We start from the raw sequence: 21,768 nt of genomic DNA, 5'->3' as shown, positions 1-21,768 counted from the left end.
CGTTTTAAACGAGTTTTTTTTCATTTTAAATGAGAAGGGGGTTCGTTTTAATAGAAAAACGTGTTAAAGAACCTTTAATATCGAGAAGTTGGTATGTTTTTTTGTTCCGGATTTTATGCTTTCAGGCATATTTTTACCACAGACCACTCTTAGACATGGCACAAAATCATCTTTCACAAATCATCCGGAAACCGATATACCAGAACATAAAGTCACAACAATATACACATCACCGCTATATTCATCGACCAGATCCTTTTTTATCAACAAAAAGACATAATAAAACCGCTGGAGAATCGTCTAAAAAAGCCTTCACTCGCCCCCGGATTCATATATTCAAGTAATGAAACAGATGAAATATCATTTTGACAAAAAGAAGAACAGATTTACTCTCAACCGATTCATTTGTTTAAACATAAGCCCCCGATCCCTTGTTTATTAATAACAACACTAAATTAGGTTATTATGGGAATTATAGGTTCGATTATTATTGGTATCCTTGCCGGTTTTCTGGCTGGGAAGATATTGAAGGGAAGTGGATTCGGGTTGATTGTAAACCTGATAGTAGGTATCATCGGCGGTGTATTGGGCGGATGGATATTCGGGCTGCTGGGATTGAGCGTGAACGGAGTCATCGGAAGCCTGGTCATGTCGACTATCGGTGCCATCGTTTTATTATGGATCGTTTCTCTATTTAAAAAATAGCTTTACCTTTGTGCGATAAAAATTTATCGTATGAAAAAGAACTTGCTTCTGCTTTTTCTGCTCCTTTGCCTGATCCCGGCAAAGGCGCAAAACAGATTAAGCGACGAAGCGCAGATCAGCATATTGACGGCAGCTCCATCCGATGATGAAGTGTACACCTTGTACGGACATACGGCCATACGGGTGAAAGATTCTTTATATAAGCTCGATACTGTATTCAACTATGGTATTTTCGACTTTTCAAAACCGAACTTCATTTATCGTTTTACGAAAGGGGAAACGGATTATAAACTGGCTGCGTACAATTTCTCACATTATATAATAGAATATCAGATGCGGGGAAGCGAAGTGACCGAGCAGGTACTGAACCTCACCCCTGAAGAAATCAATAAGATATGGAATGCACTGATCGTCAATGCACAGCCGGAGAACGCCGTTTACCGGTATAATTTCTTTTTCGACAATTGTGCCACCCGACCGGTCGCTATCGTTGAAAAACTGGTAAACGGGAAAGTTAAATATAACGATCCGCCCGAACCGCAGACATTCCGCGATCTTATTAATTATTGTACGCGAAATAACTCATGGCTGACATTCGGATGCGATCTGGCATTGGGAAGTCCGACCGACCGGATCGCCACCCCACATGAAATGATGTTCCTGCCGGTTTACCTGAAAGATGAATTCGAAAAAGCAACCATTGTCAATCCGGACGGAAGCGAACGGAAGCTGATAAAACAGACAAACAGACTTTCAGAAGAGCTGATCAACGATACTAACACGACGAAAGAGTGGTTCACCCCTATGTTATGCAGCATGATTATTTTCCTGCTGGTACTGTCGATCACATTTGCCGAATGGAAGAGAAAAACCTATTTCCGCCTGATGGACTGCATCCTCTTTTTCCTTGCAGGAGTGGCCGGTACAGTATTATTTTTCCTCTGTTTCATATCGACGCATCCATGCATCTGGCCAAACTGGTCGATCGTGTGGTTACAACCTTTCGACCTGGTAGCTGTTATTTTGTTTGCAGTAAAAAAGTTCAGAAAGGCTGCATATTATTATCATTTTATTAACTTTGCGGCGCTTACGCTGCTGTTGGCGGGTTGGTACTTCATCCCACAACACTTAAATATAGCATTTATCCCGCTTGTAGCCACGCTTTGGCTACGTTCCGGATACGGTATATACAGATGGCGGGCACATATTTGAACAGATGGAGAATCGAATGAGAAAAATAATAACGTCGCTTATCGCAATCCTGGTAGTTACCAACCTGGAGGCACAACAACGTACCCCCAAACTTGTGGTTTGTATTACCGTAGACCAATTAAGAGGCGATTATATCGAATATTTCTACAATACATTCGGTGAACGCGGTTTCAAACGGTTGATGAATGAGGGTTTGGTATATAACAATATCAAATTTGAATTCACGGATGTCGACCAGGCAAGCGCTTTCGCCACCTTATTTACCGGAAGTAACCCTTGTTTTCACGGAGTTACCGGAAATAAAATCTACGATTTCGACAACGATAAAGAAACTTCGGTCCTTTACGATAAAGACTATCTGGGGAATTATACACGTGAGAACTATTCTCCCAAAAAGATGTTCAGCTCTACGATCGGAGATGAGCTGAAAATCGCATCCAAAGGAAGAAGCGACGTTTTTGCGATCGCTCCCGATCCTGAAAGCGCCATCCTTTCCGCAGGACATGCTGCCAACGGGGCATTCTGGATGGATGACATAAACGGGAAATGGGCTACGACTACCTATTACAAAGGAATCCCCTGGTACGTAGATCGTTATAACAATGGGGTAGAATCTTTGTCTGCCCGCCTGGACCAGATGGTATGGACACCTTCCCTCCCACTGGACAAGTATAATGCTTTTCCGTATGTGCTGGATGAAATCCCATTCAAATATACCTTTAATGAGAAGACGAACGATTGTTTTCCAAAGTTGAAAACAACACCTTTCATTAATAAGGAGATCAACCGCCTGGCATTACAGTTCCTGGAATATGGGGCTTTCGGCACACGAAGCTGCCCGGATATGCTGGCTGTTACGTACTATGCAGGTAATTACAAAGGGATACTAAGCAAGGATTATACCCGTGAAATCCAGGATACCTACTATCAACTGGATAAAGACCTGGAACAGTTGCTGGATGCTATCGACAAGAAAGTCGGTCTAGCCAATACATTGGTCGTATTTACCGGTTCCGGTTATTACACCAGTGAAGAGGAATATGCGGACGGGCTACAGATAAACGGCGGCGAATTTCATCCGAAACGTTGCGTAGCGCTGCTCAACATGTATCTGATGGCTATCTACGGCCAACAGAGCAATTGGGTAAAAGGTTTCTATAATAACCAGATCTATCTGAACCGTAAGGCTATTGAAGATGCCAAACTCAGCCTGACAGAGATTCAGGATAAGTGCGCCGAGTTCCTGATGGAATTCAGCGGAGTTCAGCATGTAACAACCGAGCATGCCCTTCGAACCGGTGAATGGAACGAAGGAACGGTTAAATTCCGTCAGGGTACTCATCACCTGAAACGTGGTGACCTGATCATCGAATTACAACCGAGCTGGATCATCAACAACGACAATCCGAAAGAAAAAGTTAAAATAATTCGTAACAACGCAGTCATTACTCCGCTTGTATTTATCGGTAACGGCATCAAGCCGGAACACATCTACCGCGAAGTAAAAGCCACAGAGGTAGCCCCCACGGTAACCCATGTGCTGAGGATACGGCCACCTAACGCTTCTCAAAGCTTACCCCTTTGGGAGTTGACGATCAAAAGATAAGACCTGACCGGTCATTCAATATTGTTGTTAACCTCCCACTACTCGATAAACAAAATTTGACAGGTATTAATTTTGGCATGGAATTTGATAGAAATATATCATTCCGGTGATCAATTTAATCCGATCGTCAACAAATAAACACTTTACGAAATAAATAAATTAATATATATCATGGGATTTAATGAATTTATGACGAAGCTGTTCGGCAATAAGTCGCAGCGAGACCTGAAAGAGATCACTCCGTACGTGGATAAGATCAAGGCCGTATATCCGTCAATCCAAAAGCTCTCGAACGATGAACTGAGAGCAAAAACAGATGAAATCAAACAACGTATTCAGGATTATGTAGCTGCTGAACGGGCTCAGGTAGAAGAGCTTCGCAAAGGCATCGATGATAAAGAACTGGAAGAACGTGAAGCTATCTGGGCTGAAGTAGATAAAATCGAAAAGGCAATCACCGACAAGATGGAGATCGTTCTGGAAGAATCTCTTCCGGAAGTTTTCTCTATCATGAAAGAAACAGCCCGCCGCTTCACTGAAAATGAAGAAGTAGTAGTTACTGCAAGCGATTTCGACCGCGATCTGGCAACCAAACACGATTTCGTTCGTATCGAAGGTGACAAGGCAATCTTCCTGAATCACTGGAAAGCCGGTGGTAATGAGATCGTATGGGATATGGTACATTACGATGTTCAGCTGTTCGGTGGTGTCGTTCTGCATAAAGGTAAGATCGCTGAAATGGCAACTGGTGAAGGTAAAACATTGGTAGCAACCCTGCCGGTATTCCTGAACGCCCTGACACGTAACGGTGTACACGTTGTAACCGTGAACGATTACCTGTCAAAACGTGACTCGGAATGGATGGGACCGCTTTATATGTTCCACGGACTTTCCGTAGACTGTATCGATAAACACCAGCCGAACTCGGATGCCCGCCGCGCTGCTTATAACGCCGACATCACATTCGGTACAAACAACGAATTCGGTTTCGACTACCTGCGTGACAATATGGCGATCAGCCCGAGCGACCTGGTACAACGCAAACATAATTATGCCATCGTCGATGAGGTCGACTCCGTATTGATCGATGATGCCCGTACACCGTTGATCATCTCCGGTCCGATCCCCCGTGGTGAAGAACAACTGTTCGAACAGTTCCGTCCGAACGTGGAAGTCGTGGTAAACGCACAGAAAGAGTTGTGTTCCAAAATGCTGATCGAGGCCAAGAAAAAGATGGCCAGCAGCGATCCGAAAGAAGTAGAAGAAGGTTCTATCCAATTATACCGTTCATTCAAAGGATACCCGCGTAACAAAGCGTTGATCAAATTCCTGAGTGAACAGGGTGTGAAAGCCCAGATGTTGAAGACTGAAGAATATTTCATGTCGGAAAACATGCGTCATATGCACGAAGCTACCGATGAACTGTACTTCGTGATCGATGAGAAAAATAACAGCATCGAACTGTCGGATAAAGGTATCGACCTGCTGACAGGCCGTTCCGATGATCCAACTTTCTTCGTTTTACCGGATATCACTTCCGAACTGTCACAGTTGGAAAACTTCAAAGGCTCGGAAGAAGAAAAACAGGCTAAGAAAGATGAGATCCTTGCCAACTACTCTGTAAAAAGCGAACGCGTACATACTATCAACCAGTTGTTGAAAGCCTACACATTGTTTGAGAAAGACGATGAATATGTGGTGATGGATAACAAGGTGATGATCGTAGACGAACAGACCGGACGTATCATGGACGGCCGCCGTTACTCTGACGGTCTGCACCAGGCTATCGAAGCCAAGGAAGGTGTAAAGGTTGAAGCTGCTACACAGACATTCGCTACCATTACTCTGCAGAACTATTTCCGTATGTATCACAAGCTGTCGGGTATGACCGGTACAGCCGAAACGGAAGCAGGCGAGTTCTGGGACATCTATAAACTGGATGTAGTGGTGATCCCGACAAACCGTCCGATCGCCCGTAACGATATGAACGACCGTATCTACAAGACCAAACGCGAAAAATATGCTGCCGTGATCGAAGAGATCAGTGCATTGGTAGAAGCGGGACGTCCGGTACTGGTCGGTACGACTTCAGTCGAAATCTCCGAGTTATTGAGCCGTATGCTTACCCTGCGTAAGATCAAACATAATGTATTGAATGCGAAGTTACACCAGAAAGAAGCTGAGATCGTTGCTTTGGCGGGTCAGAGCGGAACGGTGACTATCGCAACCAACATGGCCGGTCGTGGTACCGACATCAAGCTGTCGCCGGAAGTAAAAGCCGCAGGCGGTTTGGCCATCATCGGTACGGAACGTCACGAAAGCCGCCGTGTAGACCGCCAGTTGCGTGGTCGTGCAGGACGTCAGGGTGACCCGGGTTCTTCTGTATTCTACGTATCACTGGAAGATAACCTGATGCGTCTGTTCGCTTCCGACAAGATTGCCGGACTGATGGACAAACTGGGCTTCAAGGAAGGTGAAGTACTGGAACACAATATGCTGAGCAAATCGGTAGAACGTGCACAGAAGAAGGTAGAAGAAAACAACTTCGGTATCCGTAAACGTTTGCTGGAATATGACGATGTGATGAACTCACAACGTAACGTGATCTATACCCGCCGCCGTCACGCCTTGATGGGAGAACGTATCGGTCTGGACGTACTGAATACGATCTACGATACTTCTATTGCCATTGCCGACCAACATTCGGACGGAATCGACTACGAAGGATTCAAGTTGGAACTGTTCAAGACTTTCGCTATGGAAAGTCCGTTCACAGAGGAAGAATTCAAGAACATGAAAGGCGGACAGTTGGGTGACAAGTTGTTCGAACAGGCTTTGCAGACATTCAAACGCCGTATGGAACGTATGACACAGGTAGCCCACCCGGTTATCAAACAGGTTTACGAACACCAGGGCGCTATGTACGAAAATATCATGATCCCTATCACCGACGGTAAACGTATGTACAATGTTTCATGTAATCTGAAAGAAGCATACGAAACTGAAAGCAAAGCGATCACGAAAGCATTCCAGAAATCGATCGTACTGCATACCATCGACGAAGCATGGAAAGAACATTTGCGCGAAATGGACGAACTGCGCCACTCGGTACAGAATGCAAGCTACGAAAACAAAGATCCGTTGTTGATCTACAAGCTGGAATCTTACAACCTGTTCAAATCGATGGTCGACACCATGAACCGTAAGACAGCCGCCGTATTGATGCGCGGACAGATCCCGGTGCGTGAAGAGCCGACAGAAGAAGAAAGACAGGCAATGGCTGAACGCCAGGCGGCTGCACAGCAAGCTCAGCAGCAGGCTGCCGCAGCAGAGCGTCGCCGTATCGAAGTAAGACAGGCTGGTCCGGAACAACGCCAGGACATGAGCCGTTACCGTACGGAAAAAACCGACATCAGCGGAAACAATGATCCGGAAGAACGTGCTCCGCAGCAACCTCGCCAGGAACCGGTTCGTGCCGAAAAGCGAGTAGGACGTAACGATCTCTGCCCTTGCGGAAGCGGCAAGAAATACAAAAACTGTCACGGACAAGGTTTATAAAACCTGACAAGATAACAGATAGAAAGGGTAGCTTACTGGTTAAGCTGCCCTTTTTTGTATCTTTACCCCATCCAAACAGATAAAAAATGAAAATAGTTATCGCTGTCGATTCTTTTAAAGGATGCCTTTCCTCCTCCTCCATCGCCAACGCCGTAGAAGAAGGGATACAGAATACTTTGCCCGGATGTGAAATGATCAAAGTACCTATAGCCGACGGTGGCGAAGGGACTGTCGATGCGCTGGTAGATGCAACCCAAGGGAAAATCATAACTATACCGGTGCATAACCCCTTGATGCAACCGATTCAGGCCAGCTACGGTATGACGGGAGACGGACAGACGGCAATCATTGAAATGTCGGCTGCCAGCGGTCTGGATCTGATTCCTTTGAGACCGGGGAATGTTATGGATACGACCACCTACGGCACGGGTGAAATGATAGCCGACGCCATCGAACGCGGCTGCCGCAATTTTATTATCGGTGTGGGCGGGAGTGCGACGAACGATGCCGGAACGGGGATGATGCAGGCTTTGGGTGTCCGCTTTACTGATGAAGAGGGCAATGAGGTAGAAAAAGGAGGGAAAAGTCTTTCCTCCATCCGGCATATCGACACACAAAACCAATTATCGGAATTACAGGATTGCACTTTTCATATAGCAACCGATGTTACCAATCCCTTTTATGGTCCGCAAGGAGCAGCCTGTATATTCGGTCCGCAAAAAGGCGGGAATGAAGAACAAATCAAAGCACTCGACAAAGGGATGAAACACCTGGCTGAACTTATTTTTGAAACGACCGGAAAAGAGATCGGCCATCTGCCCGGAGCAGGAGCCGGCGGCGGTATGGGAGGAGGTTGTGTCGCTTTTCTGCAAGCTAATATATCTCCGGGTATCGAACTGATTATGGATTATCTGCATTTTGACGAGATCATTCGCGGGGCCGGTCTGGTGATCACCGGAGAAGGAAAGATGGACCGGCAGACATTGTTCGGCAAAGTACCTGTCGGCATTGCCCGTGCAGCAGCCTCACAGCAGATTCCTGTCATTGCCATCACCGGACAATTAGATATTACGGCAGACAAAGAATTACGGGAAGCAGGTCTGTCCGCTATATTCCCTATACACCCTGCCCCCATCTCCCTGGAAAAAGCGATGCAACCAGACTATGCCTATCGTAATATCCGACGGACCATAGAACAGATTTGCTATATTCTTAACTTATTATTTTAAAGAGGAACATTAGTGTTTATCAATAACGAGTCAATATGTCCTGATAATGGAGATAGCAAAAGGTTCAATATTTATCAGATTTGAACTATCCTATAATCAAAGTGACATGACTATTACAGGTTCATTTGCCGTTGGTTTTAACCAACGGTCTACAGATTGTATCCCTTTTTTGGCTTTAGCCGCATTTCTCTTAAATAGCAAGACTGTTAAAATGGGACTAAAGTCCAATGAGATAGATCATTTACCTATCCGTCAGCTGAAGCAGACGGCAAATGAACCTGTAACTAAGTTTGTCTTATTGATGACTGAGACTTATGCTCAGATAGGTTCAATTATTTCTATATTCAATCGCGAAGTCCAGCCATCAACCATCATTGTCAAAAAGTAATAAAAATCATTCTTTTACAGCATAATGTCATATTTTTATGTATATTGCAGCATAACAACATTTAAACATTAACATTATGATCATCGGAATTCCCAAAGAAATCAAAAACAATGAGAACCGTGTAGCGCTTACGCCTGCCGGAGCTAAAGAATTGGTGAAGAGAGGACACACCGTCTATATACAACATACAGCCGGTGAAAACAGCGGTTTTCCTGATTCAGCCTATGTAGAAGCCGGAGCACAGATTCTCCCGTCGATAAGCGACGTTTACCAGACTGCTGAAATGATCGTTAAAGTAAAAGAGCCGATTGCCTCCGAATACTCATTGGTACGCAAAGGACAACTCGTCTTTACTTATTTCCATTTTGCTTCAGACGAAAAACTGACACTTGCCATGATGGACAGCGGTTCCATCTGCCTGGCGTATGAGACCGTTGAAAATCCGGACGGTACACTGCCTCTTCTGATCCCTATGAGTGAAGTTGCCGGACGTATGTCTATACAGGAAGGTGCCCGCTTCCTGGAAAAACCGCAGGGTGGAAAAGGCATCCTTTTAGGAGGCGTACCGGGAGTAAAACCGGCTCGCGTATTGGTTTTAGGAGGTGGTATAGTCGGACATAGCGCCGCATTGATGGCCGCCGGACTCGGTGCCGACGTGACAATAGCCGACATTTCACTACCCCGCTTACGTTACCTCGAGCAAATCATGCCCGCTAATGTAAAAACACTTTATTCCTCCACCCACAATATCGAAACAGAACTTCCATACACGGACCTGGTGATCGGTGCCGTTCTGATCCCCGGAGCCAAAGCTCCCCACCTGATAACAAAAGAGATGTTGCAATTAATGAAGGCGGGAAGCGTCCTGGTAGACGTTGCCATCGACCAGGGAGGTTGTTTCGAGACTTCACATCCCACAACACATGCCGATCCGGTCTATACGGTCGATACGATCGTCCACTATTGCGTAGCCAATATCCCGGGCGCCGTCCCCCAGACCTCTACACTGGCATTGACGAATGCGACATTGCCTTATATACTGGAACTGGCGGATAAAGGATGGAAAGAGGCATGCAAAGAAGACAAAAGCCTTTATCCCGGACTGAATATCATAGAAGGGAAAATCGTCTATCCGGCAGTAGCCGAAGCCTTCGGACTCCCCTGCTATCCTACCGTATTATAACCCCAAAACAAATGTCGGTTATGCCCCTGGTCTTTGTCCGGAACATAACCGACATTTACAATCCTTTATATTCATGCCTTCTTTTATCTGTAATCTGTCTGCTTGCCTTCGTTTCTAAATTAAGGTCTCATTCCTTTATAATATCAAAAAAAATGTAAAATCGTTTTGATACTTTTACAGAGCTTACTACCTTAGCGCATCTAATAATAAAAATTAAATCGTTTAACAACCATGAAGAAAATTGTTTTGTTATTGGCTTTCTGCCTAAGTATTGGAAATGTATTTGCACAAGACGCTGATAAACTGCGTGATGAAGGTGATGCAGCCTTAAAAGCTAAAAACTATGCGGAAGCATTTACAAAGTATGACGGGTTCCTGAAGCAAACTAACAATGAAGATGCCGACCGTGTTTTTAATTGTGCATTCGCTGCTTTTCAAGCTAAGAAATATGAAGATGCAGTAAAATATTATGATTTAGCAATTCAAAAGAACAAAAACATCGACGATGCCTATACAGGAAAAGCAATGGCGTTGCGTAACCTGAATAAAGCTGCTGAATTTACAGCAACTGTAGAGGCAGGTTTGAAAGCAAAGCCGGGTGATGCCGATCTGGAAAAACTGCTTTATGTATATTGTATGAAGCAAGGACAGGCAGCCCAGAAAGGTGGCAAAGTAGCCGATGCTGAAGAATTATATAAAGATGTCCTGATCGTAAGTAATCCTAAATATAAAGGTAATGCGCTTTATAGCTTAGGAGCTATGTATTACAATGAAGGTGCCAAGATCCTGGCTGCCGCTACCGATCCTGCAAAATATGAAGCAGAAAAGGATAAAGCAGACGTTCAGATGAAGAAAGCAAAAGAATATCTGGAACAAGCTTTGGCAATCAATGCTGCAGATGCTAACTCCAAGAAAATCCTGGATTCTATCAACGAAACGTTGGCTAAATAAACGTATAATCAGCGTTTAAATATCCATCCCTCAAGGGAGTTTTTATTTCACGTTTCAGCCTTCAGGCTGTTTCAGAATGTAAAAATCAATAGCTCCGGCTGAAAGGTTCTTTTCCGACAGAGAAGTTCACCTTTCAGCCGGAGTTTTTATTATTCAAGCTGTAGGAAAGACTGAAGGCTGAAACATATAGTTTGCAAACTTCATAGTACAGAACAAAAAAACGGATGCCTACCCATTTCCTGACTGATAGTTATCCGTTTCAAAAAAGACTTACATATTTCAGAAGAAAAGCGTACACTTTTTTCCTTAAAAGGTAGCAGCTTCTACCCTATATCCCTACCGGAACTCTCCCTATAGAATAACAGACTTTTCCCTATAACATAGAAATGATATACCCGCACTATAGACTCAGGTATCCTGATACTATAATGTCACTACTATCAGCACAGTAGTGCTAAAGGTAGTGACATTATAGTGTTATCAGTTTACAAAAACGTCAGGACTTGAAAAAGAAACGGAATATGTCATTTCCATTTGCATAGATCAGCAAAGCGAACAACAGGAACATACCGGTAATCTGTGCATATTCCAGGAATTTATCGCTCGGCTTGCGACGGGCAACCACTTCATAGAGCAGGAACATCACATGTCCGCCATCCAACGCAGGAATAGGCAATATATTCATAAAGGCCAGGATGATCGACAAAAATGCCGTCTGCATCCAGAATACCTGCCAGTTCCAGACTGTCGGGAAGATACTTCCGATCGTACCGAAACCGCCCAGACTCGACGCTCCTTCTTTCGTAAAGACATACTTCATATCATTGATATACCCTTTTAAGGTATTTACCCCCAGCATAGCACCGGCAGGGAACGATTCGAAGAAACCATATGTACGGGTCACTGTCGGATATATATCGGACGAACTCATCAGATAAGCTCCCATCTTTCCGGCTGTATCCAACTGGAGAACAACCGACTGTTCCTTATTATCACGATAAAAGTTCAGAGTTATATCCTTTCCTTTATTCTGATCGAATAATTCAGCGACCTCCTCCAGCAAGGGGGTAGACTGCCCATTCACCGCAACAATACTATCTCCAGCCTGTAAACCGGCGATCGCAGCCGGTGAATCTTTGGACAACAAGCTCTTTACAACCATCGGTATACGGTTCGGATTGGCAAAACCTTTTCCTTCACGCATAAAACGCTGCATCATATCTTCCGGTATAGGAATAATCGTTTCTACCCCGTCACGCAATACCGTAACGTTATTAGCTTCCACGACTTTGCGGAAACTGGCCTGGTCCAGACGGTCCAACTCTTCGTTATTCGCTTTCAAAAGAATATCGCCATCCTTAAAACCGATGTTATGGAAAGCTTCACTGTAGTACATACCATGCTTCATATTCTTCAGAGGCAGATAGGTTTCGCCCCAGGTATAAAGCACCATCGAATAGATAAACAATGCCAACAGGAAGTTGAACAAAACACCTGCAATCATGATCATCAAACGCTGACCGGCAGGTTTGGAACGGAATTCATACGGTTTGGCAGGTTGCGACATCGCCTCCTTGTCCATACTTTCATCGATCATACCCGATATCTTGCAATAACCGCCCAGAGGCAACCAGCCGATACCGTACTCTGTCTCACTGTTCTTCGGTTTAAACTTGAACAATGAGAACCAGGGATCAAAGAAAAGATAAAACTTCTCTACCCGGACCTTGAAAATGCGGGCAAAAATAAAATGTCCGAACTCATGCACAAGGACCAATATCGATAAGCTCAGGATGAGCTGTAACGCCCTAATTAAAAATGTCTCCATCTATTTGTCTGTCTGTATTAATTTATATTGTTTTCATAACCGCTGCCGCCATCTGCCGTGCTTCGGTATCTGTTGCCACATAATCCTCATAAGTAGGTGTTGCTATGAAAGAAGATTTCTCCATCGTCTTTTCAATCACATCGCTCATTTGCAGGAATCCGATCTCATCCCGTAGAAAGGCTGCTACCACTATCTCGTTGGCTGCATTCAAAATACACGGCATATTTCCTCCCGTACGGATCGCATCGAATGCAAATGCCAGGTTGCGGAAACGCTTCATGTCGGGTTCTTCGAATGTCAACGTGGAATACTGGTTGAAATCCAACCGGGGTGCTTTACTCTTCAAACGCTTCGGATAAGAGAATGCGTAACTGATAGGTAACTTCATATCCGGAATACCCAACTGGGCCATCACAGCGCCGTCTTCAAACTGCACCATCGAATGAATGACCGATTGCGGGTGCACCACGATCTGTATCTGTTCTGGTGTTACGCCAAACAGCCATTTGGCTTCGATCATTTCAAAGCCTTTATTCATCATGGAAGCCGAATCGATCGTGATCTTTGCCCCCATACTCCAGTTCGGATGTTTCAAAGCCTGGGCTTTGGTTACCCCAGCCAGTTCTTCCATCGTTTTCGTACGGAACGGTCCGCCGGAAGCAGTAAGCAGAATCTTCTCCACCTGATTCTCCCACTCTCCCGCTAAACACTGGAAAATGGCAGAATGTTCAGAATCGACCGGCAGGACCGGTACTTTATGCTCTGTAGCCAGCGAAGTGATCAGTTCACCCGCCACCACTAACGTTTCTTTATTGGCCAACGCAATCGCCTTGCCTGCTTTGATAGCGGCAATCGTCGGTTTCAGTCCGGAATATCCGACCATGGCAGTCAGTACCATATCGATCGGCTCCGACTGTACCACCTGTGCAATCGCATCCGAACCCGCCCATACCTTGATCGGCAGATCTTCCAAAGCCTCTTTCAACTCGGGATATTTCTGTTCGTTGGCAATTACGACCACTTCGGGCATATATTTACGTGCCTGATTAATCAGTAAATCTACCTGGTTATTGGCGGTCAAGGCATACACTTCGAATAAGTCGGCATGTTCGCTGACTACTTCCAGGGCCTGTGTCCCGATCGAACCGGTAGAACCTAATATGGCTAAAGTTCTTTTCATCGATTTAAAAAGCTATATATTCTTCAGGATTGACCGGAGTACCTTTATACCACAACTCGAAATGGAGATGCGGGCCGGTAGACAGTTTCCCCGTGTTTCCCACCAAAGCAATCGCTTCGCCGGCTACCACGTGGTCGCCAATCTCTTTCAGCAATAATTCATTATGTTTATAAACGGAAAGGAATCCGTTCTTATGTTGCAACTGAATCACATTCCCGAAATTAGGATCAAATCCGGTAAATACCACCGTACCGTCCAATGTCGCCAGTACGCTTTCTTTCGGAGCAGCCACCAGGTCAACGCCGAAATGACGGGCATCCGCTTCATAATGCGAAGATACCACGCCGTTGACAGGTTTATAGAAAAAGATCCCGTCTGTAGGAACCGGATTCGGATTCAGCACCGTCAGATTATATTTTTCTTCTTCCTCAAAACTCTTGACAAACTTTTCTTCCGACTTACTGCGGGGTATTTCGTAGTTTGCATCCACATGGGCCAGGGAATCGATCTGACGGATAGAATCCAGCTCGATCGTACCGGACAAGATACCGGCTACATTTTCCAGATAAAGCGACTGGATGGACATCATCCGCTCCAGTGAATCGGCACGCAGTGCATTCTGCATGATCTCCTTACGTATTTCTACATCCAGGTAACCCGGTAAATAATTTCGTATCGGTGTTTTAATAATAATCAGCGAAGTTATCCCCACCAACATAAAAGCAAACAAGGCAAGCGTAAGAAAAGCCGAGAGCTGCGACAAACGGAAAGACCATACTTCTTCCAGCGTCGTTTCATTGAAAAAAGACAGCTTGTATTTGAACCTGATCCGGTGCCAGAATGATTTCTTATTGTTCTTTCGTTGTTTTCGTGCCATGTTTTTATGTTAAAACGCAAAAGTAACAAAAACCGTATCTACACGGGCATTGTTTACTCTAATTAACGTTATTATAAATCAAGCAGACCTTCGGGAACGGAAACCCGGAGTGTTTTATTTTCATGATCTGCAGCCGTTATCAACTCTTCGGCAGCCGGAAGGAGTATTTCGTTGCCTTTATGGTCGATCTGCAAAAGAACGTTGATTGTCGTTTCATCCACATCAGTGATCTTACCCAGTTCCCCGTGTTGCTCGTCGATGACAGTATATCCGATAAAACTGTCCCACGACATATCGCCTACCAGATCGTCTTCATCCACATCTTCCAGCGGGAAAAAGACTTCACGGTTCGTAAATTCACGGGCAGCTTTCTCATCATTTATATTTTCCAGCTTTACCAACATGACAGTATCGGTCTTATAACGGTACTCCTCGATAAAGAAAGGGACCAGGATACCATCCATCTCACAAACGATACAAGGGTCTTCTACATCATCAAACAAGTCGCAGTTCGTCACCAGCGAGATCTCTCCCTTTATCCCGTGAGGTTTGGCAAACTGCCCGATCTTAAAAACTTCTTCTTTTCTTATCATAACAGGAAATATCAGAGCCGGGTAATACGGGCTCCTATGTTATTCAAACGTTTATCGATATTCTGATATCCGCGGTCGATCTGATCGATATTATGGATATGGCTGGTTCCTTCCGCACTCATTGCAGCGATCAACAAGGCTATGCCGGCACGGATATCCGGTGAAACCATATTGGAACCACGCAATTTGAAGCGGTTGCCCAAACCGATCACCGTAGCACGGTGCGGATCACAAAGAATAATCTGAGCTCCCATGTCGATCAGCTTATCCACAAAGAACAGGCGGCTTTCAAACATCTTCTGATGGATCAGCACACTGCCTACGGATTGTGTAGCTACGACCAGGAGAACACTCAGCAAGTCGGGAGTTAGTCCCGGCCAGGGAGCATCGGCAATGGTCATGATAGAACCGTCGATAAAGGTATCTATTTCGTATGAATCGTGTGTAGGGATATGGATATCGTCGCCGATCTGTTCGACAGTGATACCCAGGCGGCGGAATGATTCGGGAATAATTCCCAACATTTCATATCCGGTATTTTTTATGGTGATGTCGGAAGCGGTCATGGCTGCCATACCGATAAAACTGCCGACTTCGATCATATCCGGCAAAATAGTATGGGTAGTTCCTCCTAGAGAATCGACACCTTCAATGGTTAGCAGGTTCGAGCCTACTCCGGATATATTAGCTCCCATCCGGTTAAGCATGGATGACAGCTGTTGCAAATAGGGTTCGCAGGCTGCGTTATAAATGGTGGTAGTACCTTCTGCCAGCACGGCAGCCATCAGGATATTGGCCGTACCGGTTACCGAAGCTTCGTCCAGTAGCATATAGGCTCCTTTGAGACGCTTCGCTTCGATCTCGTATAACTGACGTTCGGCATCATAGCTAAAGCAGGCACCGAGCTTCTGTATACCGACAAAGTGGGTATCCAGACGACGGCGTCCGATCTTGTCGCCACCCGGTTTCGGGATCAATGCCTTGCCGAAGCGGGCAACCAACGGTCCGACGATCATGACCGAACCACGTAACGATCCGCTTTTACGCAGGAAATCATCCGTATTCAGATAATCCAGATCGATATTATCAGCCTGGAACGTATAGGTATCGGCTGCCGGATGTTCCACTTTCACCTGCATGTCACGCAAAAGCTGAATGAGGTTGTTCACATCCAGGATATCGGGTACATTATGGATCGTTACTTTCTCCGGAGTCAGCAAAACAGCACAAATCACTTCCAATGCCTCGTTCTTGGCACCTTGCGGAGTGATCTCGCCGGATAACTTATAACCACCTTCTATAACAAATGAACTCATCGGCTTTTACGGGGATAATTCTTTTTGTTCGTATTATTCCGGGCCAGGATATCGCGGCTTTCCGTCAGTTTATGTACCTCTTCGCTCAACACGATCTGTCCTTCCGACAATTCATCGAGGTCTTTGAATATCTTACGGTCGTCTACCGACTCCTTGTTCCAGGTAAGGAACGATTTCTTCATCTGGGTTGCCAGCAACTTGATGAGCTGATCTTTTTCAACACCCGGTTCCAGCTCCGTAGCCTTACGGATCATCAGTTCCAGTGTTCTCCCGTAATGACGGTAACGGATACGGTTATTGTTATACGGGATCCGCGGAGGACGGGCATACAGGTTCTCTTTCTTCACGATTTCATAAGGATAATCGATGTCCAGTTTAAAATCGGACATGATAGCCAGATGATCCCATAAAATGTGTTTGAAGTCGTTCACATCACGCAGATGGGGAAACATATTTCCCATGATGTTGATTATTGTATTGGCGCAACGCTTGCGTTCTTCCCTGTCCTCTATTGCAACACAATAGTCTACCATATTCTGGATATTGCGTCCGTATTCGGGCATAGCCAATTTCTTTTCTTCTGTATTATATTTCATTATCATATTCGTTTATCCGGCAAATGTACTTATTTTAATTGATTTACACAAGATGTCCCTACACCTGCAAAAGAGGCATAGGGACAAAATCTATCTGCTAAACAAATATTACTTGTTCTGGTTAAATATTTACTTTGACAACTGGTTGATCACCGCCTGGTTCGCTTTCTTCACGGCAGCTTCGTTGATCTTGATCTCCTTGCGGTCGTAGGTCATCAAACCATTCACTTCGCCTTCCACATCTGTGGTCTGAGTGTAAACGGCTGCAGAGAAACCACGGTCTACCATATCTTTCAGTTCATTAGCATATTTTACATATTCGGCAGTAACCTCATCGCTGTTCTTGAACTGAACATATCCCCAGTTACGTTTATTCCACCATAAATGGTTTTCCAAAGGCAAACCGATACCACCGTATTCTCCCAATACTGTTACCCGCTGCGGATCATACAGGAACATGTTCGGACCCGGATAGTTGTGCAGGTCGAGAATATCTCCGCAGGCACGGTGGTTACCTCCACTAGCCGGATTTACCAGACGGGAAGGATCGTAATTCTTTGTCCATTCAGCTACTTTTTCAGTATCGAATTGTCCCCATGCTTCATTGAAAGGAACCCATACGACTACAGAAGGGTGAGAAACGCACAGGTCCATGATCTCTTTCCATTCCTGATAATAGTTTGCGATCGAAGCGGAAGAACGCTCCTTATCTGTTCCGCCGTTATAAGTATGAGGAGCCCACTGATTACCCATATCACCGCTCGGCATATCCTGCCAAACCAGGATACCTTCTTTATCGCAATGATAATACCAACGTGACGGTTCTACTTTTACGTGTTTACGGATCATATTGAATCCCCATTCTTTTGTTTTGATGATATCATAAAGCAATGCCTCATCGGTCGGAGCAGTATATAAGCCGTCAGGCCACCATCCCTGATCTAGCGGACCATAATGGAATAAATTCTTATTGTTCAGCTGCATACGCATAACGCCGTTTGCATCTCTCTTAGCAGAAATCTTACGGAAAGCAGTGTATGATTTTACATCATCCAGTACTTTACCATCTTTAACCAAAGATACTTTCATGTCATACAGATACGGATTGGTTGTATCCCAAAGAGTCGGATTCTGTACGGCCAAACGAAGTTCTTTCCCCTGGATACCTTTCGCAGAAGCAACCACCTGGCCCTTGTCCATCAGCTTAACCTCAACAATAGAGGTATTACAAGGCATAGAAGTACCGACCGTTACATTCATCGTTCCATTGTCAATGTTCGGAATCGATTTAACGGAAGTAATATGATTAGTAGCTACCGGTTCGATCCATACAGTCTGCCAGATACCTGTTACCGGAGTATACCAGATACCTTCCGGATTAGAAGTCTGTTTACCTCTCGGTTGGTATCCTTTGTCACTCGGGTCCCAGACACGGACAACCAATTTCTGGTTACTCTTTCCGTTCAGATAAGGAGTGATATTGAATGAGAACGGGGTAAAGCCTCCCTGGTGGGAACCGATCAGGACATCATTGATAAATACATCCGCTTTCCAGTCCACAGCACCGAAATTAAGTACAATATCTCTATTCTTCCAGTTAGCCGGTACCGAAAAAGTCCGTTTATACCACAGCTCATTGGCATCTCCCACTTCTTTCTGAACACCCGACAGAGATGATTCTATGGCAAAAGGAACCAGGATATTCCCGTCAAACGCCTGCGGTTCGACCTCTCCCTTCGGTTTAATAGCATATTCCCACTCTCCGTTCAGATTTACCCAATCCGTACGTTCCAGTTGCGGACGGGGATACTCGGGCAATACATTTTTAGGGTTGATCTGTTCCGCCCATTTCGTCTTGATCTTGTCACCTGCCGGCTTCCATTGGGCCTGGGCACACACGGTTAGTGCCAAAGCACAACATACCAATAATGTTTTTTTCATGTTCGTGAATATTAAAGTTACTATTTCGTTTATTTGTTTTTATTCATCTTATTTTCAAGCATCTTCATAAAATAACCACCGACAACCGAACGGGCACGGAAACCGACAGAGTTACCGTCCGTTGTTTCATGCCAGTCGCTAAGCGGCATACGGGTGGTTGTTTCACCGGCATATTTATACACCGGAGAGACAAGCCGGTCGAATGTATTCCTGTCTTTTGCCAGACAGGCAGACCAGATGATCCAATCCGATTTCGTATAAGTTTTACGACTATCCAGCGGCAGACCGTATGTATTTTGCCGGGTCAGATAATAGGCTATTTCCCGATCAGCCACTTCATCCGGGAAGATGTTTAATCCCAACAATTTATCCCACACCAGATTGTATTTCTGGCTCCAGGTTCCCGGCTGGTCAAATGTCAACCGGTAATGATCGCCGTCGTCTGCCATAACAACCCACTTAATGGCCATATCCTTAGCAGCAGCCATATATTTGTCGGCAGTAACCTGATCGCCCAGCATGCCGGCCAGTTTTCCGTATCCGGCTATTCCCATAATCGCTTTGATAGAGAGGTTGGCGTTATGGGCAAAATGACCGGCAAAGTCATCCGTACAAAGCTGGTTCTCGGGATCCAGCCCTTCCTTCAATAAATAATTCGCCCAGGTAGTCAACACATCCCAATGTTTCTTCGCGTATTCGGCATTTCCTTCCCGCTGGGCTATGGCTGTCGTTAGTATCAGCATATTACCGGTTTCCTCCACTGGCATATCACCGCCATAAGTCTGACCGTTTGCGATCGGATAAGTACCTACGTCATGGGCGGCAAAAGGTTTATTCCACTGTCCGCTCTCACTATAATAAAAAATCGGATTCATCATACCCTTCAATAGATCAGGGTTATAAATCAAAAACAAAGGAGCAGAAGGATAAGTGATATCGACCGTCCCGATCGAACCGTTGCTGAAATTCTCTTTGGAAAGGAACAACAGGTTACCGTCCTTATCATTTACCAGTTTATGTGCAGCTATTGCCTGACGGTAGGCCAATGCACAAAGAGCGGCATATTTCTGACCTCCGGCATTTTCTGCATCGTTCATCAACCCGACATCAAAAGCACGGCAGCGCTCCATTACTTTATTATATTCTTTACCTGCTTTGGCTAAAGCCTGTATCATATCGACCTTTCCGTTCTGTTTCCAATACCCCATCCGGTTATCCTTAAAATACTGTATCGAATACAGATCGTCATAACCGATCATAAGGAAACCGTCAGCGGAAGAAGAAACTTTACCCAAATCCTCACTATAGGCAACTACCGGTTCTGTTCCGGATATTTCCGAATTAGGAACTCCCATCAATGAAACAGAGCCTCTATCGGCAAACAGTTTCTTTATCTTATGATATTCTCCCATAGAAATAGCACGTTCCGGTTTAACATCCGATGCCAGATAGAAATATCCCCAGTCGATACGGACATCATCGCCTTTTTTCTGTAAAACGGGCTGTTCCACAGTTCCGACTTTTGCATACGTTATCTTATCCGGACCTCCCAGGTACACAGACAAGTCCATTTCCTGTCCCGGCAGGTTCATTGCCCAAAGCGGAGTAGCATCCATATAGATCTGCACATCGTGTGCTTTGCCATCCAAAGGTTTTACCTGATAAGAGATATAGTTTACAGGAGTAGACATCAGTTGAAGGTCATCCTGCAATAGAGGAGAAGTAAAAATCAAATCCAATTGTACCGGACCACACTCAAACGTATAATAAGTTTGTGTCGGCAACACATTGACTGATTTCTGAAAAGCCGGAGTATCGAATACATCCTTTACTTTATCTTTCACAAACAAACCAAAATCAACGAAACCGCCACCCACGCGATTATGGCAATGGGCAGCAATTACGTTTTTACCCGGCTTAAGGGTAGCTTTTACATTGGTCGGTAATTCTTTCAATACATTGTTTTTCCATGAATAATCCGTTTTTACGACCTCGATCCCATTGATATACAATTCAAAGATATCATCGTGCGAGTAATCGAGAATGACGGTTTCATCAGCATAATCCTGAGACAGGTCAAAGGTGCGTCTGACCCATATATCCTTACTGTTCCACTCGGTAGAAAGGTTCGGCATCCCGGGAGTTCCGAAAGCAGCCAGGCCTTTTTCCCAGGCAGCGTCATTAAAATCCGGTTGGTTCCACTTTCCTGCCGGTTCCTTTTCTGTGTAAGAGGCGGCCCATTTCTCAGCTCCTGCCGTAGGTAAAACAGACTTCATCGGTGTCTCTTCTACCCCCATAAAACGATAACTTTTACCATCTACCCGCAATGCTCCGACCAAAGGGAAAGGCTTCCCGGTCCAGTGCCGTACATTATCTTCATTCAATTGATCCGTAAATGACCAGGCACTCGTATAAGGATCGATGGTTACCAAAGGATAAGCCGGAGCTCTCAGCTCGTTGATCTTTTCCGGCTGGAAATATTTACTTTGCTGGCTGCAGGAACACAATAAACCGGCAGTCACCATATATAATAATAAGGTATATTTCTTCATGGCACGTAGTTTTTTATGATTGCAAAGGAACTGTTTTTCAGGTATAAGGACTT

Annotated in this window: 16 protein-coding genes; 8 read left to right on the top strand and 8 right to left on the bottom strand. The window is 45.0% G+C overall.

All coding sequences use genetic code 11. The features are described 5' to 3' along the window. The first annotated feature begins 465 nt into the window (after positions 1 to 465). From DWW23_RS08780 to DWW23_RS08745, 8 genes are all read left to right on the top strand, one after another. A complete protein-coding gene (locus DWW23_RS08780) occupies positions 466 to 705 on the top strand; it encodes a GlsB/YeaQ/YmgE family stress response membrane protein (protein WP_122352918.1) in 240 nt (79 codons plus the stop codon). A gap of 30 nt (positions 706 to 735) precedes the next feature. After that, positions 736 to 1,917 carry a DUF4105 domain-containing protein gene (locus DWW23_RS08775; protein ID WP_122352917.1) on the top strand — a complete coding sequence of 394 codons (1,182 nt, stop codon included), beginning with the start codon at positions 736 to 738 and terminating at the stop codon, positions 1,915 to 1,917. A 16-nt stretch (positions 1,918 to 1,933) separates the two neighbouring features. Continuing rightward, positions 1,934 to 3,523 carry an alkaline phosphatase family protein gene (locus DWW23_RS08770; protein WP_122352916.1) on the top strand — a complete coding sequence of 530 codons (1,590 nt, stop codon included), beginning with the start codon at positions 1,934 to 1,936 and terminating at the stop codon, positions 3,521 to 3,523. A gap of 171 nt (positions 3,524 to 3,694) precedes the next feature. Then, complete coding sequence (secA, locus tag DWW23_RS08765; protein ID WP_122352915.1) at positions 3,695 to 7,081, top strand: preprotein translocase subunit SecA; 3,387 nt, start codon at positions 3,695 to 3,697, stop codon at positions 7,079 to 7,081. Positions 7,082 to 7,167: 86 nt separating this feature from the next. Further along, positions 7,168 to 8,310 carry a glycerate kinase gene (locus DWW23_RS08760; RefSeq protein WP_122352914.1) on the top strand — a complete coding sequence of 381 codons (1,143 nt, stop codon included), beginning with the start codon at positions 7,168 to 7,170 and terminating at the stop codon, positions 8,308 to 8,310. A gap of 46 nt (positions 8,311 to 8,356) precedes the next feature. Beyond that, a complete protein-coding gene (locus tag DWW23_RS08755) occupies positions 8,357 to 8,698 on the top strand; it encodes a hypothetical protein (protein WP_122352913.1) in 342 nt (113 codons plus the stop codon). Positions 8,699 to 8,774: 76 nt separating this feature from the next. Beyond that, positions 8,775 to 9,881 carry an alanine dehydrogenase gene (gene ald, locus DWW23_RS08750; RefSeq protein ID WP_122352912.1) on the top strand — a complete coding sequence of 369 codons (1,107 nt, stop codon included), beginning with the start codon at positions 8,775 to 8,777 and terminating at the stop codon, positions 9,879 to 9,881. A gap of 231 nt (positions 9,882 to 10,112) precedes the next feature. Then, the gene (locus DWW23_RS08745; protein ID WP_122352911.1) at positions 10,113 to 10,832 is read left to right on the top strand and encodes a hypothetical protein; all 720 of its coding nucleotides are present in this window, start codon (positions 10,113 to 10,115) and stop codon (positions 10,830 to 10,832) included. A gap of 496 nt (positions 10,833 to 11,328) precedes the next feature. Here DWW23_RS08745 and rseP read toward each other — a convergent pair whose 3' ends face one another. The 8 genes from rseP to DWW23_RS08705 all read right to left on the bottom strand — a co-directional run bounded on the left by rseP (position 11,329) and on the right by DWW23_RS08705 (position 21,715). Next, entirely contained in the window at positions 11,329 to 12,660 is a 1,332-nt protein-coding gene (gene rseP / locus DWW23_RS08740; protein WP_122352910.1) for an RIP metalloprotease RseP, read from the bottom strand. Between the two features lie 22 nt (positions 12,661 to 12,682). Next, positions 12,683 to 13,840, bottom strand: a complete 1,158-nt coding sequence (locus DWW23_RS08735) for a 1-deoxy-D-xylulose-5-phosphate reductoisomerase (protein WP_122352909.1) — start codon at positions 13,838 to 13,840, stop codon at positions 12,683 to 12,685. Between the two features lie 4 nt (positions 13,841 to 13,844). Beyond that, positions 13,845 to 14,717, bottom strand: coding sequence for a M23 family metallopeptidase (locus DWW23_RS08730; RefSeq protein ID WP_122352908.1), 873 nt, complete (start codon positions 14,715 to 14,717; stop codon positions 13,845 to 13,847). A 71-nt stretch (positions 14,718 to 14,788) separates the two neighbouring features. Continuing rightward, positions 14,789 to 15,310, bottom strand: coding sequence for a ribosome maturation factor RimM (gene rimM, locus DWW23_RS08725; protein WP_122352907.1), 522 nt, complete (start codon positions 15,308 to 15,310; stop codon positions 14,789 to 14,791). Positions 15,311 to 15,321: 11 nt separating this feature from the next. After that, on the bottom strand, positions 15,322 to 16,626 hold the full coding sequence (murA, locus tag DWW23_RS08720) for a UDP-N-acetylglucosamine 1-carboxyvinyltransferase (protein ID WP_122352906.1): 1,305 nt from the start codon (positions 16,624 to 16,626) through the stop codon (positions 15,322 to 15,324). Next, on the bottom strand, positions 16,623 to 17,222 hold the full coding sequence (locus tag DWW23_RS08715) for a DUF4290 domain-containing protein (RefSeq protein WP_122352905.1): 600 nt from the start codon (positions 17,220 to 17,222) through the stop codon (positions 16,623 to 16,625). Before DWW23_RS08715 ends, murA begins: the two co-directional genes overlap by 4 nt. A gap of 129 nt (positions 17,223 to 17,351) precedes the next feature. Continuing rightward, the gene (locus DWW23_RS08710; RefSeq protein WP_122352904.1) at positions 17,352 to 19,163 is read right to left on the bottom strand and encodes a glycoside hydrolase family 2 protein; all 1,812 of its coding nucleotides are present in this window, start codon (positions 19,161 to 19,163) and stop codon (positions 17,352 to 17,354) included. A 29-nt stretch (positions 19,164 to 19,192) separates the two neighbouring features. Continuing rightward, positions 19,193 to 21,715, bottom strand: a complete 2,523-nt coding sequence (locus tag DWW23_RS08705; protein WP_122353098.1) for a glutaminase domain-containing protein — start codon at positions 21,713 to 21,715, stop codon at positions 19,193 to 19,195. Positions 21,716 to 21,768 lie beyond the last annotated feature (53 nt).

Source organism: Parabacteroides sp. AF14-59, from assembly GCF_003479515.1.
Classification (GTDB): domain Bacteria; phylum Bacteroidota; class Bacteroidia; order Bacteroidales; family Tannerellaceae; genus Parabacteroides; species Parabacteroides faecis.
The sequence above is the reverse complement of the archived record's forward strand: the minus strand, read 5'-3'. Positions and strand labels throughout refer to the sequence as shown.

Bases quoted from the DNA above. Each gene is read 5' to 3' on its own strand.
- DWW23_RS08780 (WP_122352918.1), top strand. From the start codon at position 466: ATGGGAATTATAGGTTCGATTATTATTGGTATCCTTGCCGGTTTTCTG.
- DWW23_RS08775 (WP_122352917.1), top strand. From the start codon at position 736: ATGAAAAAGAACTTGCTTCTGCTTTTTCTGCTCCTTTGCCTGATCCCG.
- DWW23_RS08770 (WP_122352916.1), top strand. From the start codon at position 1,934: ATGAGAAAAATAATAACGTCGCTTATCGCAATCCTGGTAGTTACCAAC.
- secA (WP_122352915.1), top strand. From the start codon at position 3,695: ATGGGATTTAATGAATTTATGACGAAGCTGTTCGGCAATAAGTCGCAG.
- DWW23_RS08760 (WP_122352914.1), top strand. From the start codon at position 7,168: ATGAAAATAGTTATCGCTGTCGATTCTTTTAAAGGATGCCTTTCCTCC.
- DWW23_RS08755 (WP_122352913.1), top strand. From the start codon at position 8,357: ATGGAGATAGCAAAAGGTTCAATATTTATCAGATTTGAACTATCCTAT.
- ald (WP_122352912.1), top strand. From the start codon at position 8,775: ATGATCATCGGAATTCCCAAAGAAATCAAAAACAATGAGAACCGTGTA.
- DWW23_RS08745 (WP_122352911.1), top strand. From the start codon at position 10,113: ATGAAGAAAATTGTTTTGTTATTGGCTTTCTGCCTAAGTATTGGAAAT.
- rseP (WP_122352910.1), bottom strand. From the start codon at position 12,660: ATGGAGACATTTTTAATTAGGGCGTTACAGCTCATCCTGAGCTTATCG.
- DWW23_RS08735 (WP_122352909.1), bottom strand. From the start codon at position 13,840: ATGAAAAGAACTTTAGCCATATTAGGTTCTACCGGTTCGATCGGGACA.
- DWW23_RS08730 (WP_122352908.1), bottom strand. From the start codon at position 14,717: ATGGCACGAAAACAACGAAAGAACAATAAGAAATCATTCTGGCACCGG.
- rimM (WP_122352907.1), bottom strand. From the start codon at position 15,310: ATGATAAGAAAAGAAGAAGTTTTTAAGATCGGGCAGTTTGCCAAACCT.
- murA (WP_122352906.1), bottom strand. From the start codon at position 16,626: ATGAGTTCATTTGTTATAGAAGGTGGTTATAAGTTATCCGGCGAGATC.
- DWW23_RS08715 (WP_122352905.1), bottom strand. From the start codon at position 17,222: ATGAAATATAATACAGAAGAAAAGAAATTGGCTATGCCCGAATACGGA.
- DWW23_RS08710 (WP_122352904.1), bottom strand. From the start codon at position 19,163: ATGAAAAAAACATTATTGGTATGTTGTGCTTTGGCACTAACCGTGTGT.
- DWW23_RS08705 (WP_122353098.1), bottom strand. From the start codon at position 21,715: ATGAAGAAATATACCTTATTATTATATATGGTGACTGCCGGTTTATTG.